Annotated in this window: 13 protein-coding genes; 2 read left to right on the top strand and 11 right to left on the bottom strand. The window is 54.3% G+C overall.

Annotation, left to right across the window (positions count from 1 at the left end):
• Positions 1-64 precede the first annotated feature (64 nt).
• The 9 genes from ccmB to napF are packed head-to-tail and all read right to left on the bottom strand — an operon-like array spanning position 65 to position 7199.
• Complete coding sequence (gene ccmB, locus GHC22_RS07795; protein WP_048215891.1) at positions 65-724, bottom strand: heme exporter protein CcmB; 660 nt, start codon at positions 722-724, stop codon at positions 65-67.
• Positions 721-1341 carry a cytochrome c biogenesis heme-transporting ATPase CcmA gene (ccmA, locus tag GHC22_RS07790; RefSeq protein ID WP_008785298.1) on the bottom strand — a complete coding sequence of 207 codons (621 nt, stop codon included), beginning with the start codon at positions 1339-1341 and terminating at the stop codon, positions 721-723. The genes ccmB and ccmA overlap by 4 nt, the downstream gene beginning before the upstream one ends.
• Before the next feature lie 20 nt (positions 1342-1361).
• A complete protein-coding gene (gene napC / locus GHC22_RS07785; RefSeq protein WP_003027548.1) occupies positions 1362-1964 on the bottom strand; it encodes a cytochrome c-type protein NapC in 603 nt (200 codons plus the stop codon).
• Between the two features lie 9 nt (positions 1965-1973).
• The gene (gene napB / locus GHC22_RS07780; protein ID WP_003834627.1) at positions 1974-2423 is read right to left on the bottom strand and encodes a nitrate reductase cytochrome c-type subunit; all 450 of its coding nucleotides are present in this window, start codon (positions 2421-2423) and stop codon (positions 1974-1976) included.
• Positions 2420-3283 carry a quinol dehydrogenase ferredoxin subunit NapH gene (napH, locus tag GHC22_RS07775; protein ID WP_003027552.1) on the bottom strand — a complete coding sequence of 288 codons (864 nt, stop codon included), beginning with the start codon at positions 3281-3283 and terminating at the stop codon, positions 2420-2422. Before napH ends, napB begins: the two co-directional genes overlap by 4 nt.
• Positions 3270-3965, bottom strand: a complete 696-nt coding sequence (gene napG, locus GHC22_RS07770; RefSeq protein WP_003834629.1) for a ferredoxin-type protein NapG — start codon at positions 3963-3965, stop codon at positions 3270-3272. Before napG ends, napH begins: the two co-directional genes overlap by 14 nt.
• Before the next feature lie 6 nt (positions 3966-3971).
• Positions 3972-6458: a nitrate reductase catalytic subunit NapA gene (gene napA, locus GHC22_RS07765; RefSeq protein WP_008785300.1), complete on the bottom strand. Its 2487-nt coding sequence runs from the start codon at positions 6456-6458 to the stop codon at positions 3972-3974.
• Positions 6455-6718, bottom strand: a complete 264-nt coding sequence (napD, locus tag GHC22_RS07760; protein ID WP_003027560.1) for a chaperone NapD — start codon at positions 6716-6718, stop codon at positions 6455-6457. Before napD ends, napA begins: the two co-directional genes overlap by 4 nt.
• Positions 6708-7199, bottom strand: coding sequence for a ferredoxin-type protein NapF (napF, locus tag GHC22_RS07755; protein WP_003027564.1), 492 nt, complete (start codon positions 7197-7199; stop codon positions 6708-6710). The genes napD and napF overlap by 11 nt, the downstream gene beginning before the upstream one ends.
• 413 nt (positions 7200-7612) lie before the next feature.
• Here napF and eco point away from each other — a divergent pair, with 413 nt between their 5' ends.
• Positions 7613-8110: a serine protease inhibitor ecotin gene (eco, locus tag GHC22_RS07750; protein ID WP_032941984.1), complete on the top strand. Its 498-nt coding sequence runs from the start codon at positions 7613-7615 to the stop codon at positions 8108-8110.
• A gap of 93 nt (positions 8111-8203) precedes the next feature.
• Here eco and mqo read toward each other — a convergent pair whose 3' ends face one another.
• Positions 8204-9865: a malate dehydrogenase (quinone) gene (gene mqo, locus GHC22_RS07745; protein ID WP_003834639.1), complete on the bottom strand. Its 1662-nt coding sequence runs from the start codon at positions 9863-9865 to the stop codon at positions 8204-8206.
• A 278-nt stretch (positions 9866-10143) separates the two neighbouring features.
• Here mqo and GHC22_RS07740 point away from each other — a divergent pair, with 278 nt between their 5' ends.
• Complete coding sequence (locus GHC22_RS07740; protein WP_060683791.1) at positions 10144-11391, top strand: SulP family inorganic anion transporter; 1248 nt, start codon at positions 10144-10146, stop codon at positions 11389-11391.
• On the opposite strand, the gene mgtE is transcribed toward GHC22_RS07740, so the two are convergent.
• Positions 11354-12790 (bottom strand): magnesium transporter, encoded by a 1437-nt coding sequence (gene mgtE, locus GHC22_RS07735; protein ID WP_071444658.1) that lies wholly within the window; start codon positions 12788-12790, stop codon positions 11354-11356. The two genes, GHC22_RS07740 and mgtE, sit on opposite strands and share 38 nt — an antisense overlap.
• Positions 12791-12838 lie beyond the last annotated feature (48 nt).

Here is a 12838-nt window from a genome sequence, read left to right as displayed (position 1 = left end):
AGACTCCATAAATTAAAATCCGTTGTGCCAGAGCACCTTGCCCGGCCTACACATCTAATTCTCGTTACTGCACGCTTATCCGTAACGCCGCAGCTGTGGCAAACGGGCTTAACGTGGCGCTGCCGACCAGCAACGCGCCCAGAATTGCCATGTACCCTTCAACCGGTAAGTGCATAGAAGCCGCATCCATCGCGGCGGTTGCAAAAATCAGTAAGGGTATGGTGAGCGGGAGCACCAGCACGCTTAACAACACGCCGCCGCGCTTTAAGCCCACCGTCAGCCCCACACCCGGCGCACCGAGGAAGCCCAGCGTCGGCGTTCCGAGTAACAACGTCAGCGCCATAATTTTCCAGCTGTACATATCCATGCCCAGCAGCAGCGCCACTAGCGGCGAGAGAATCAACAGCGGCAGGCCGGTCACGACCCAGTGCGCCATCACTTTCGCCAGCACTACGGCCGGTAGCGGTAACGGCAGCAGCATCAGTTGCTCAAGGCTGCCGTCCTGCAGATCATCACGAAACAGGCGTTCCAGCGCCAGCAATGACGCCAGCAGCGCCGCAACCCAAATGATGCCCGGCGCAATGCGTGCCAGTAGCTGCGGTTCCGGCCCAATGCTCAGGGGGAACAGCGTAATAACAATCAGGAAGAACCATAAAGGATTGGCGATTTCCGCACTATGACGAAACGCAACTCGCAGTTCTAAACGGAAGATTCGCCACATCATTGCGTTGCCCTCTCGCTGGTCAGCGCAATACGTCGCACTTTATCGGTTTCGACATTGAGCGGTTGGTGGGTGGTGAGAATAACAATACCGCCCTGCTCCGTATGCTGCGCCATACGCTGAGTCAGTCGCTCAACGCCGTTCACATCAATGGCGGTAAAGGGTTCATCGAGGATCCACAGCCGGGCGCGGGTCAGCCACAAACGGGCCAGCGCCACGCGCCGCTGTTGTCCGGCGGAGAGCTGGTTCACCGGAATATCTTCATATCCGGCAAGTCCCGCCTGCGCCAGCGCAGCCAGACACTGTGCAATGTCACCGTCATGATGAAAGAAACGCAGGTTCTCCAACGCCGAAAGCCGGGTTTTTATCCCCGGCTGATGTCCGATCCACAGCAGTTGCTGATGGTAGCTGTCCCGCACGTGATGCAGCGGCTGCTCTTGCCAGCAAACCTCCCCTGCATCGGGACGCGCCAGCCCGGTAAGCAACCGCAGCAGAGTGGTTTTCCCTGCGCCGTTGCTGCCGGTAATTTGTACCCATTCCCCTGCGTTGACGCGAAATGACAGATTGCTGAACAGTATTCTGTCATCTCGCTCGCAAAGTAATTCTCTGGCTTCAAGCATACCTGGTTATCTACATCCTGTTAAAAGCCCGGTTTGACTTCGCGCATATCAGGCAGTTTGTGCGCTATCCCTTTATGACAGTCAATACAGGTTTGCCCGTCTTTCACGGCCTGGTCGTGCATTTTGGCCGCAACGCCTTTCTGGGCGGTTAAATCCATAAACTCGAAGTTGTGACAGTTTCGGCACTCTTGCGAATTATTATCTTTCATACGCCGCCACTCATTTTGCGCCATCGTCAGACGATGGTCTTCAAATTTCTGCGGTGTATCTATCAGCCCCAGTGCTTTCGCGTACAGCTCTTTACTGGCCTTGATCTTACGAATCATTTTCGGGCCCCACTCATGCGGGACGTGGCAATCAGGGCAAGTCGCTCGCACACCACTGCGGTTGTTGTAGTGTACGGTTTCCATGTATTCCTGGTATACCGTATTGCGCATTTCGTGACAGCTAATGCAGAACTCTTCTGTATTGGCCTTTTCCATACCGGTATTAAAGCCGCCCCAGAAAATAATGCCGCCCACAAAGCCGATTAACAACAGCGTGCCGAGCGCCAGACGGCTGGGGCGACGCCACCATTGCCAGACGCGCTTAATCCAGCCTGGTTTACGGTTAGAATTTTCCATAATGACCTCTTATTTCCCGTAACCTTTCGAGGGGGTGAAGGTATTTTCAACAATCGGCGCGGCGTCAGCCTGCGGAACGTGACATTGCAGGCAGAAATAACGACGCGGCGCAACTTCAGCCAATACCTTGCCGTCGCTGTCCATAAAGTGCGTCGGACTGATGCGCGGCGCACCGGTAGTGCGATAGCTTTCCACACCGTGGCATTGCAGGCAGCGGTTAGTGTTAGTCGTCACCTGATACCCTTCAACGCTATGCGGAACCATCGGCGGCTGATTCACATAGTTCAGCGGCATGCGCTCTTGCTCTTTCGGCATGCGAATCGCCCCTTCCTGTGTTCCTGAGACTTCCGGTGACTGGCTCAGATCCACTCCATTTGCAGCCCAAACGGCCCCACTGACGACCAGGGCAAGCAGGGCCGTCCATTGACACAGCGTCTTAATCAGGTCATGGCTTTTCATGATTTCGCTCCCGAACTCCATCGTGTTGTTATTGTAAAAACATCCTCAGAACAGACATCCACGCAGCGACCGCAGGCCATGCAATCGCGGCTGGTTACCTGCACCGGACTTTGCTCATCCAGCACCGGCGCACGTAGCACATGCGGTTCCGGGCAAACATGAAAACAATCCATACAGCGGTTACATCTGTTACGTTCTTTTGCCGAAACGGTTAATGCCCCTTTGCTTCCCACCACGCTATACAGCGCACCCAGTGGGCAAAGATGCCCGCACCAGCCATGCTCAACGACCAGTAAATCAAATAAAAACAGCGCGAGGATCAGCAGCGCTCCGCTACCGAATCCCATTACCAGGCTCCGTCCAAGCAGAGAGACTGGATTTATCCACTCCCACAACAGCGTACCGGTCAGGGCGGAACCGACCAGGATAACCACCAGCAGGACGTACCGTATATGGCGCGGCAGGGTTGCGGACTGATTCAGGTCAAACCTTCTGCGCAACCAACTGGCTAAATCGGTAACCGGGTTCATGGGACAAACCCAACTGCAAAACAGTCGCTTACCGGCCAGGGCATACAGCACCGTGATGATGGCCGCCCCCGTTAACGCCACCGTCGCCGGCAAATGCCCGCTGGCCAGGCTTTGCAGAGTAATCAGCGGATCGGTGAACGGGATAGCGTCCAGCAACAGGCTGCTACTGTAGTTGCCATGCAGGATCCACACGCCAAGCCACGGGCCGCTGAGGAACATCGCCAGTATCAGAAATTGACTCAAACGACGCAGCAGCAGCCAGCGATGACTCTTCCACCATCCTTTTTTTGCCTGCGCTTCACGCCCGGCATCACGTTTACGATTTGCCATTGTTCCCCTCCAGCCAACCGAAGCGGTAATGGTGTCCTAACTCCCCTTTCGCCAGCGACAGCGGCAGCACTTTTATTGCTGGCTGTTCCAGTACGCAGACTTTTTCGCATTTCCCACAGCCGGTACAGGCATCGCTGTGCACGGTCGGAATAAACCGCGCATGCTTGCCGGTACGCATATTGCGGTCCAGCTCCAGGGTGATCGCCTCATCAATTTTCGGGCACTCGCGATAGCAAACGTCGCAGCGTAATCCCTGATAGTTGAGGCAGTTTTCGTGATCCAGCAGTACCGCCAGCCCCATACGCGAATCGTCAATGGATTCAATTTCCCTGTCCAACGCGCCGCTCGGGCAGACTTTGGCACACGGAATGTCCTCACACATTTCGCAAGGAATATCACGGGCGACAAAATATGGCGTACCGGCCGCCAGCCCGGAGGCCAGCGTTGCCAGCTTCAGCGTGTCATAGGGACATGCCTGAACGCACTGACCGCAACGTACGCAGGCGCTGGCGAATGCCTCCTCGCTCAGTGCACCTGGCGGGCGCAACCGCACGCCGGTTGCGCGTGCGGTTTGTTGTTGCAACCCCAGCGCCACGCCAACGACGGCCAGCCCGCCCGCTGCGCGAACCATATCGCGCAGAAAGCGGCGGCGGCCATTTTGGGGTTTTGCTGACCGGGACATAACGCGTTACACCTTCGCCAGTTTCACGGCGCACTTCTTGAAATCCGTCTCTTTGGAGAGCGGATCCGTCGCATCCAGCGTCAGGTTATTCACCAGCTGTGCGGCATCGAAGAACGGCATGTACACCAGCCCCTGCGGCGGACGGTTACGACCGCGTGTTTCAACAATCGAAATCACTTCGCCACGACGGGAAATCACTTTGACCTTATCGCCACGGCGCAGATCGCGTGCTTTTGCATCCAGCGGGTGGATAAACAGCACGGCTTCCGGGAATGCACGGTGTAGTTCAGGCACACGACGCGTCATACTGCCGGTATGCCAGTGTTCCAGCACACGTCCGGTAGATAGCCACAGGTCATATTCTTTATCCGGCGCTTCAGCAGCAGGCTCAAATGGCAGCGCGAAGATAACCGCTTTACCGTCCGGTTTACCGTAGAACTTGTAGCTTTCACCTGCTTTCACGTAAGGGTCGTTGCCTTCGCTGTAGCGCCACTGGGTCTCTTTACCCTCAACGACCGGCCAGCGTAAACCGCGCGCTTTGTGGTAATCGTCAAATGGCGCAAGATCGTGCCCATGACCGCGGCCAAACCAGGCGTACTCTTCGAACAAGCCTTTTTGCAGATAGAAGCCCAGCTCGCGGGATTCATCGTTCAGTTGATCTTCAGCCAGTTCAGTCACTGGGAATTTCGTTACTGCTGGCGTAGCAAACAGCACGTCATACAGCGTTTTACCGCGCAGTTCCGGTTTTTGTGCCAGCAGCTCTTCCGGCCATACTTCTTCTGTTTTGAAGCGACGAGAGAACTGCACCAGTTGCCACAGATCCGATTTCGATTCGCCCGGCGCTTTAATTTGCTGACGCCAGAACTGTGTACGGCGTTCCGCGTTCCCGTAGGCGCCTTCTTTCTCTACCCACATTGCGGTCGGCAGGATCAGGTCAGCCGACAGGGCGCTGATCGTCGGGTACGGATCGGAGACAATGATGAAGTTACGCGGATCACGCCAGCCCGGCATACGCTCTTCGTTGATGTTCGGACCGGCCTGCATGTTGTTAGTACACATCGCCCAGTAGACATTGAGCTTGCCATCTTTCAGCGCGCGGTCTTGCGCCACGGCGTGCAGACCAACTTTTGCCGGAATGGTCCCTGACGGAATATTCCAGTGCTTCTCACAGATATCGCGGTGTTTTTCGTTCGTTACCACCATGTCCGCAGGCAGACGGTGGGAGAACGTACCGACTTCACGCGCGGTGCCGCAGGCTGAAGGCTGGCCGGTCAGAGAGAACGGGCCGCAGCCTGGCTGGGAGATTTTGCCAGTCAGCAAGTGCAGGTTATAGACCAGGTTGTTGGCCCACACGCCGCGGGTGTGCTGGTTAAAGCCCATCGTCCAGTAGGAGATGACTTTTTTCTTCGGATCGGCATACAGCTGCGCCAGCTGTTCCAGCTGATCTTTCGGTACGCCGGTCATTTCGGCGGTTTTATCCAGCGTGTACTCAGCAACGAAGGCTTTGTAATCCTCAAAGCTCATCGGTTCAGAAGCATCGGATCCCGGGTTTTTCGCCGCTTTTTCCAGCGGATGGGTTGGACGCAGACCGTAGCCGATGTCCGTCACGCCTTTACGCAGGTTAACGTGCTTGCTAAAGAAATCCTGGTTAATCGCATTGTTTTGAATGATGTAGTTCGCGATGTAGTTGAGGATCACCAGATCGGTTTGCGGCGTGAAGACCATACCGTTATCCGCCAGCTCAAAGCTGCGGTGCTGGAAGGTGGAGAGAACCGCGACGTTCACGTTAGGATCGGACAGACGACGGTTGGTGATGCGCGACCACAGGATCGGGTGCATCTCCGCCATATTCGCGCCCCACAAGACGAAGGCATCGGCATGTTCGATATCGTCATAGCAGCCCATCGGTTCATCCATACCGAAGGTACGCATAAAGCCGACTACCGCTGAGGCCATGCAGTGACGTGCGTTCGGGTCGATGTTATTGGAACGGAAACCCGCTTTAAACAATTTGGCAGCGGCATAACCTTCCCAAATCGTCCACTGGCCAGAGCCGAACATACCGATAGACTCCGGGCCTTTCTCTTTCATCGACGTTTTGAATTTCTCTTCCATCACGTCAAAGGCCTGGTCCCAGCTAATCGGGGTGAACTCGCCTTCTTTGTGATACTTGCCGTCTTTCATGCGCAGCATCGGCTGCGTTAAACGGTCTTTTCCGTACATGATTTTCGGCAGGAAGTAACCTTTGATGCAGTTAAGCCCACGGTTAACCGGCGCATCCGGATCGCCCTGGCATGCCACAACACGCCCCTGCTGCGTTCCGACCAATACGCCACAGCCCGTCCCGCAAAAACGGCACGGGGCTTTGTCCCATTTGATGGCTTCTTGCTGACCGACTACCGCGCGGGCAACGCCCGGCACGCTTAACCCGGCAGCCGCCGCAGCGGCCGCAACGGCGTTAGCTTTCATAAAGCTACGACGACTGAGTTTCATGGTGTTTCCTCACCTTGCTCATCCTGCTGGTGATAAACCAGCGACACCGCCAGTACGCCCGCAACGTTGCGTACTGACTCAATTGTTTTCATTAGCGTTTCACTTTGCTCAGCTTCCACCACCACAATCAACTGACCACTTTCCACATCGCTGAGTGCAACTTCGCAACCGGGAAAGGAACGCAACTGCGTGGCGATATCGTTGATATGCTGGCTTTTGGCCTGAACGACCAGGCTGCAGACCTGCCAGTTATTGTCCATGGTTGTACTCCGCGTTAATGGCTGATACCGGGCAGATAGCGACACAGGCGCCACATCCGTTACAGTCCTGATTGTCGAGCTGCGGCTGATAAATGCCGGACAGCGTGGGACGAAAGGTTATTGCCATGGGCTCACAGCTATCCTGACAGCGGTGACATTCAACGGACTGATGTGCGAGACAGTTTTCTCCAATCGTAAAATTCAGATCCCATGCCCTGGTGTGGCGCGGAAGAAAAAGTGATTCGGGACAGGCTTCTGCGCAGGCATAGCAAAAGCTGCACTCGCCGTGTTTGAAATTTACGCTCGGGTAACCACCCTGGCCTCGCTGCAGGATGTCGGTTTCGCACGCCTGGATGCAGGCGTCACAACGGAGGCAATGGGCCAGAAAGTGAGAGTCTTCCTTGCTCCACGGCGGACGGATCCCTGCGCTGGCGTTTCGCCAACTGCCTGTCAACATACCTCGACGGGATAAATCAACCATGACATTGTCCTTCCATAATGACGCCCTCCCTCGGCGGGTTGAACGACATAAAAAACTGCACTATTTATGAGTAGTTATTTTTAGCCGTAAGATATTTCAGGATGTGTTAGAGGTGCATACCCCAATTGGGGTAAATGCTGTTGCCGGATCAAAGGAGTGTTGAGTTGGCGGGAAAAAATGCGCTTTTGCTCACATTTCAATGAGTTATATAACCATGTATATAACGAATTATTCAAAAAGATAAAGATCTCAATATTAGGATAATTCCTAGTATATATCGCTACCATGGCAACAAAACTCTACCTAATACACTTTAAATATAAGTAAATACAGATTAATAGATTATCCAAATATGTTAACCTGCTACAGACTCGTTCATAAGACAGAAGAAAGGAAACACTGTGAACAATAAGATGAAGACAATTGTCCCTGCCGTACTTTTCGCCGCCTTTGCCAGCACCTCTGCATGGGCTGCCAGTAACGAAACCGCCGCTCAGCCGCTGGAAAAAGTCGCCCCTTATCCCAAGGCGGAAAAGGGTATGAAGCGCCAGGTTATCCAGCTTACCCCTGAGAAAGATGAATCTACTCTGAAAGTAGAACTGCTGATCGGACAAACGCTGGAAGTTGACTGTAACCAACACCGCCTGGGCGGAGAACTGGACAGCAAAACGCTGGAAGGTTGGGGATATGACTACTATGTCTTTGACAAAGTTACGTCTCCGGTTTCAACCATGATGGCCTGCCCGGACGGTAAGAAAGAGAAGAAATTCATTACTGCGCATCTGGGTGATGACGGCATGTTGCGTTACAACAGCAAGCTGCCGATTGTGGTCTACACCCCGGAAAACGTGGACGTTAAATACCGTATCTGGAAAGCGGAAGACAAAATTCAGGACGCAGTCACGCGCTAAGTGAGAATGTGCCGGATGGCGGCGTACCGCCTTATCCGGCCTACAGGCGCATAAACAATGCCGGATAAGCACAGCGCCATCCGGCATTTTATTTTACAGCGCGATATCCGCGACGGCTTTCTGTTCAGGCTGCGGTTGTGCCTGAGGTTTCAGCTGTGGTTTCGGTGCTTCATCAGCAACCTGCGGCTTGTCATATTTCAGACCCAGAACCTCACTGGTGTACTGCAGCTCTTGTTCCGTAGCCTCAACGTTACCGTTCAGCTTAGTGCCATAAGACGGAATAATGGTTTTCAGTTTCGCCTGCCACTCGGGGCTGGCTACTTTATCTTTAAACACTTTTTCCATCAGATGCAGCATGATCGGTGCCGCGGTTGATGCGCCCGGAGAAGCTCCCAGCAGCGCAGCAATCGTGCCTTCTTTATCGCTGACGACTTCAGTGCCCAGACGCAGCACGCCGCCCTTCTCCGCATCGCTTTTGATGATCTGCACACGCTGGCCCGCCTGCCATAAACGCCAGTCTTCTTTTTTCGCCTGCGGATAGTACTCTTGCAGCGCAGCAAAACGGTCGTCGTCGCTGAGCATCACCTGGCTCACCAGATATTTCACCAGATCGAAGTTATCCAGACCCACGTTGACCATCGGCATAAAGTTTGAGGTGGTGGTCGAGCTGAGCAGATCCCACAATGAACCATTCTTCAGGAACTTGGTGGAGAATGTCGCGAATGGCCCAAACAGCACAACGCGCTTGCCATCAAGGATACGGGTATCGATATGCGGTACAGACATCGGCGGCGCGCCAACGGAGGCCTGACCGTACACTTTCGCCAGGTGGCGATTGACCACATCCGGATTTTCTGCAACCAGGAACTGCCCGCCCACCGGGAATCCGGCATAGCCTTTCGCTTCCGGAATGTCGGTTTCCTGCAACAGCTTCAGCGCAGCGCCACCGGCACCGATAAAGACAAATTTCGCCTTGATATCGTGTTCCGCTTCGTTATTTTTCAGATCGGCGACCGTGACCGTCCAGCTATTATCGGCATTACGCTTAAAGCCACGCACTTCGGTGCTCAACTGCAGCGCAAAGTTGGGCTTTTTCTGCAATGAGGTAATCAGTTGGCGGGTGATTTCGCCGTAGTTCACGTCAGTACCAATCTCGGTACGCGTTGCCGCGACTTTCTGCTGCGGATCGCGACCTTCCATGACCAGCGGCGCCCACTCTTTGATCTGCGCGTGGTCTTCTGAATAGCGCATACCACGGAACAGCGTGCTCTGCTGCAGTGCGGTGTAACGGGCACGCAGGAAGTTCACGTTCTCGTCACCCCAGACAAAACTCATGTGCGGAACGGTGGTGATAAACGAGCGTGGTTCATGCATTACGCCATTATTGACCTGATAGGCCCAAAACTGGCGGGAAATCTGGAAGGCTTCGTTAATTTCGACTGCCTTTTCAATGCTGATGCTACCGTCGGCCTTTTTAGGCGTGTAGTTCAGCTCCATCAGTGCGGAGTGGCCGGTTCCGGCGTTATTCCAGCCGTTTGAGCTTTCCTGCGCTACACCATCCAGTCGCTCAACCATGGTCATTGACCATTGCGGCTCCAGCTCCTGTAAATAGGTTCCCAGCGTGGCGCTCATGATGCCGCCGCCAATCAACAGTACATCCGTTTCCTGCTCTTCCGCCGCTTTCGCTTTTGCCGCCATCGAGACAACATTCAGCCCAACGGCCATGGTGAAGAGCATGGCAGTCACTTTTTTCATAATGTTAATGCCTTACTTTTAGTATCGCTTTTTTGCTTTTAATGCAGGTGAAAATCGAGCGGCACCAACGGTAACACTTAAGTAAAAATAATTAAATAAAGTTTATAAATTATATTTAATTTTTAAAAATGTTATTAATACGTTGATAGTTTATGCGGTTATTGACAATCATTTCTGGAAACCGGTCCATCTGACGGGTACTATGCTGCGCTTTGCTATTCACCGCACGGATGCCTGTCGGTCTGCTGTATTAGGCCATTTTTGACCTGAGTGTAACTATGTCTGCAACTCAACATTCCTCTGCCACAGTCTCGGAACACACGACCCGTGCCGTGCTCCGCCAACCCCGTCTGCTGGTGCGCGAAACGCTGGCCGGTGTGGTAACCGCCCTGGCGCTGATCCCGGAAGTAATCTCGTTTTCCGTGATCGCAGGCGTTGATCCTAAAGTCAGTCTGATCGCCTCCGTCGTACTGTGCCTGGCGATGTCTTTTTTAGGCGGTCGTCCTGCAATGGTTACCGCCGCTGCAGGATCGGTCGCGCTGGTGATTGGTCCGATGGTGCATCAACACGGCGTGCAATACATCCTTCCTGCAGTGGTGCTGGCCGGGATGATTCAGATCCTGTTTGGTGTATTGGGAATGGCACGTCTGATGCGATTCATCCCTACGGCCGTGATGACCGGCTTTGTTAACGCGCTGGGTATATTGATTTTCTTTGCCCAGGTCCCGCATTTCTGGGGCAAAAGCCCGCTCATCTGGGGGCTGTTTGTCCTGACGCTGCTGATTGTGCTGTGGGTTCCGCGGTTTATTAAAGCAATTCCCGCACCGCTTATCGCCATCGTGCTGCTAACCGTGTTCACTGTCACCAGCGGGCAACTGTTACCGACCGTCGGTGATGAAGGTTCAATGAGCGGCGGCCTGCCGGGTTTCACCCAGTTGTTGGTTCCGCTCAACCTGCAAACGCTGGCGATTATCTGGCCCTGCGCGCTAAGTATCGCTTTTGTTGGTTTGATGGAGTCGCTGTTAACCGCCCGTCTGGTGGATGACCTGACGGTTACGCCGTCGAATAAAAATCGCGAGAGTGCCGGGCTGGGGATAGCCAATATTCTGGCCGGATTTTATGGCGGCATCGCCGGGTGCGCGATGATTGGTCAAACCATCGTTAACGTCGAGATGGGCAAAGGACGCAGCCGCGTCTCGACGGTTGCCGCCGGACTGGTATTACTCCTGTTAGTCACAGGGTTAAGCGAAGTGATGGCAGAAATACCCATGTCGGTGCTGGCAGGTATTATGGTGATTGTGGCGGTAAAAACCTTCAGTTGGCACAGCATCCAGCCCGCCACGCTGACGAAACTGCCCGTCACTGAAACGCTGGTGATGCTGGTGACCGTCGCTGCCACGGTTTCTACCGGCAACCTGGCGATTGGCGTGGTTGCCGGGGTGATGACGATGCTTATTCTACCGCGTATCGTCAGACGCAAACGGGCGACTACATCAGAAACAGCGTTGCCAGACCGAGAAAAATAAAGAAACCACCAGTATCAGTGATAGCGGTTATCATGACGCTCGAGCCGACCGCCGGGTCGCGCCCGAGCTTCACCATCGTCATCGGAATGATAACCCCCATCAACGCCGCCATCAGCAGATTGAGCATCATCGCCAGAGTCATCACACCACCGAGCGCCATATCATCGTACAGCCACCAAGTAATGCCCCCCATAATCCCGCCCCACACGAGGCCGTTGATTAGCGCCACGCCCATCTCGCGCAGGATGAGAAACGTCAGGTTCCCCGGCTGAATATTTTGCAGCGCCAGCGCGCGGACGATCATAGTGATAGTTTGATTCCCGGTATTGCCGCCGATACCCGCCACAATCGGCATCAACGAGGCCAGCGCCACCAGTTGCGAAATCGTATGTTCAAAACCGTCGATCACCCGCGAGGCGATAAAGGCGGTACAGAGGTTAACGGCCAACCACGCCCAGCGGGTTTTTACCGCTTTGGTAACAGGCGCAAACACGTCCTCTTCGGCGCTTAAGCCCCCCATTCGACGCAGATCGGTGTCGGTTTCTTCATAGACAACGTCGACAATCTCATCGATGGTTAAACGGCCCATCAGTTTACCGGAAGGGTCAACCACCGCGGCGCTGACCAGGTTGTCGCGTTCGAAGGTACGTGCAGCGTTTTCGGCGATATCTTCAGGAGAAAAGGTGAGCGGGTCATCTTCCATCACCTCGCTGACTTTTCGCTGCACATCATTGAGTAAAATGCAGGTTAGCGTCAGTTCGCCAACCAGCATTTTATTGCGATCGGTCACGAAAAGTTTATCGGTGTTCTCCGGCATTTTCCCCAGCCGCCGCAGATAGCGTTGCACCACTTCCAGCGTCACGTCCGGACGCACAGTGATGACCTCGAACTCCATGATCGCGCCGACGCTATTTTTCTCGTAGTGCAGCACCTGGCGGACGCGCGTCCTCTCCTCTGCCGGTAACGTCGCCAGCAGACGACCGGTAAGGTTACGAGGCAAATGCTGCACCAGGTAAATCTGTTCATCGATATCGAGATATTGCAGCGCATCCAGCAGCTCGCGGTCGCTCATCTCATCGATCAGGTCGTCCCAGACGTTTTCAGACGCCTCAAGCAAGACGTTACCGCGCTTTTCATTTTCGACCAGTCGCCACAGGGCGTGGCGCTCTTCAGAGGGCAAAGCTTCAAGGGTATCGGCGAGGTCAGGCGGTGGCAGGTGGGCCACCAGCGCCCCTACCTCAGCAATATCGTCGGCTAACGTACCGACGTCATATTGCTCAGCCAGGGTAAGCTTGCCCAACAGCGTTGATATAATGGCTTTATCAGTGGTCAGCAGCCAGATGAGGCGCGCACGCTCTTCATCACGCAGTCTGGCGCTGTTTTTGTTTATTACGGACATTAATCATAAATCCATGATATGAAATATCATTAATCATGATGCCGATTT

Origin of the sequence: Citrobacter sp. H12-3-2 (assembly GCF_009649895.1) — a bacterium.
Taxonomy (GTDB): domain Bacteria; phylum Pseudomonadota; class Gammaproteobacteria; order Enterobacterales; family Enterobacteriaceae; genus Citrobacter; species Citrobacter portucalensis.
This window is presented reverse-complemented; position numbering and strand designations above follow the sequence as displayed.

Coding starts and splice junctions, on each gene's coding strand:
- ccmB (WP_048215891.1), bottom strand. CDS start 724: ATGATGTGGCGAATCTTCCGTTTAGAACTGCGAGTTGCGTTTCGTCAT.
- ccmA (WP_008785298.1), bottom strand. CDS start 1,341: ATGCTTGAAGCCAGAGAATTACTTTGCGAGCGAGATGACAGAATACTG.
- napC (WP_003027548.1), bottom strand. CDS start 1,964: ATGGAAAATTCTAACCGTAAACCAGGCTGGATTAAGCGCGTCTGGCAA.
- napB (WP_003834627.1), bottom strand. CDS start 2,423: ATGAAAAGCCATGACCTGATTAAGACGCTGTGTCAATGGACGGCCCTG.
- napH (WP_003027552.1), bottom strand. CDS start 3,283: ATGGCAAATCGTAAACGTGATGCCGGGCGTGAAGCGCAGGCAAAAAAA.
- napG (WP_003834629.1), bottom strand. CDS start 3,965: ATGTCCCGGTCAGCAAAACCCCAAAATGGCCGCCGCCGCTTTCTGCGC.
- napA (WP_008785300.1), bottom strand. CDS start 6,458: ATGAAACTCAGTCGTCGTAGCTTTATGAAAGCTAACGCCGTTGCGGCC.
- napD (WP_003027560.1), bottom strand. CDS start 6,718: ATGGACAATAACTGGCAGGTCTGCAGCCTGGTCGTTCAGGCCAAAAGC.
- napF (WP_003027564.1), bottom strand. CDS start 7,199: ATGGTTGATTTATCCCGTCGAGGTATGTTGACAGGCAGTTGGCGAAAC.
- eco (WP_032941984.1), top strand. CDS start 7,613: ATGAAGACAATTGTCCCTGCCGTACTTTTCGCCGCCTTTGCCAGCACC.
- mqo (WP_003834639.1), bottom strand. CDS start 9,865: ATGAAAAAAGTGACTGCCATGCTCTTCACCATGGCCGTTGGGCTGAAT.
- GHC22_RS07740 (WP_060683791.1), top strand. CDS start 10,144: ATGTCTGCAACTCAACATTCCTCTGCCACAGTCTCGGAACACACGACC.
- mgtE (WP_071444658.1), bottom strand. CDS start 12,790: ATGTCCGTAATAAACAAAAACAGCGCCAGACTGCGTGATGAAGAGCGT.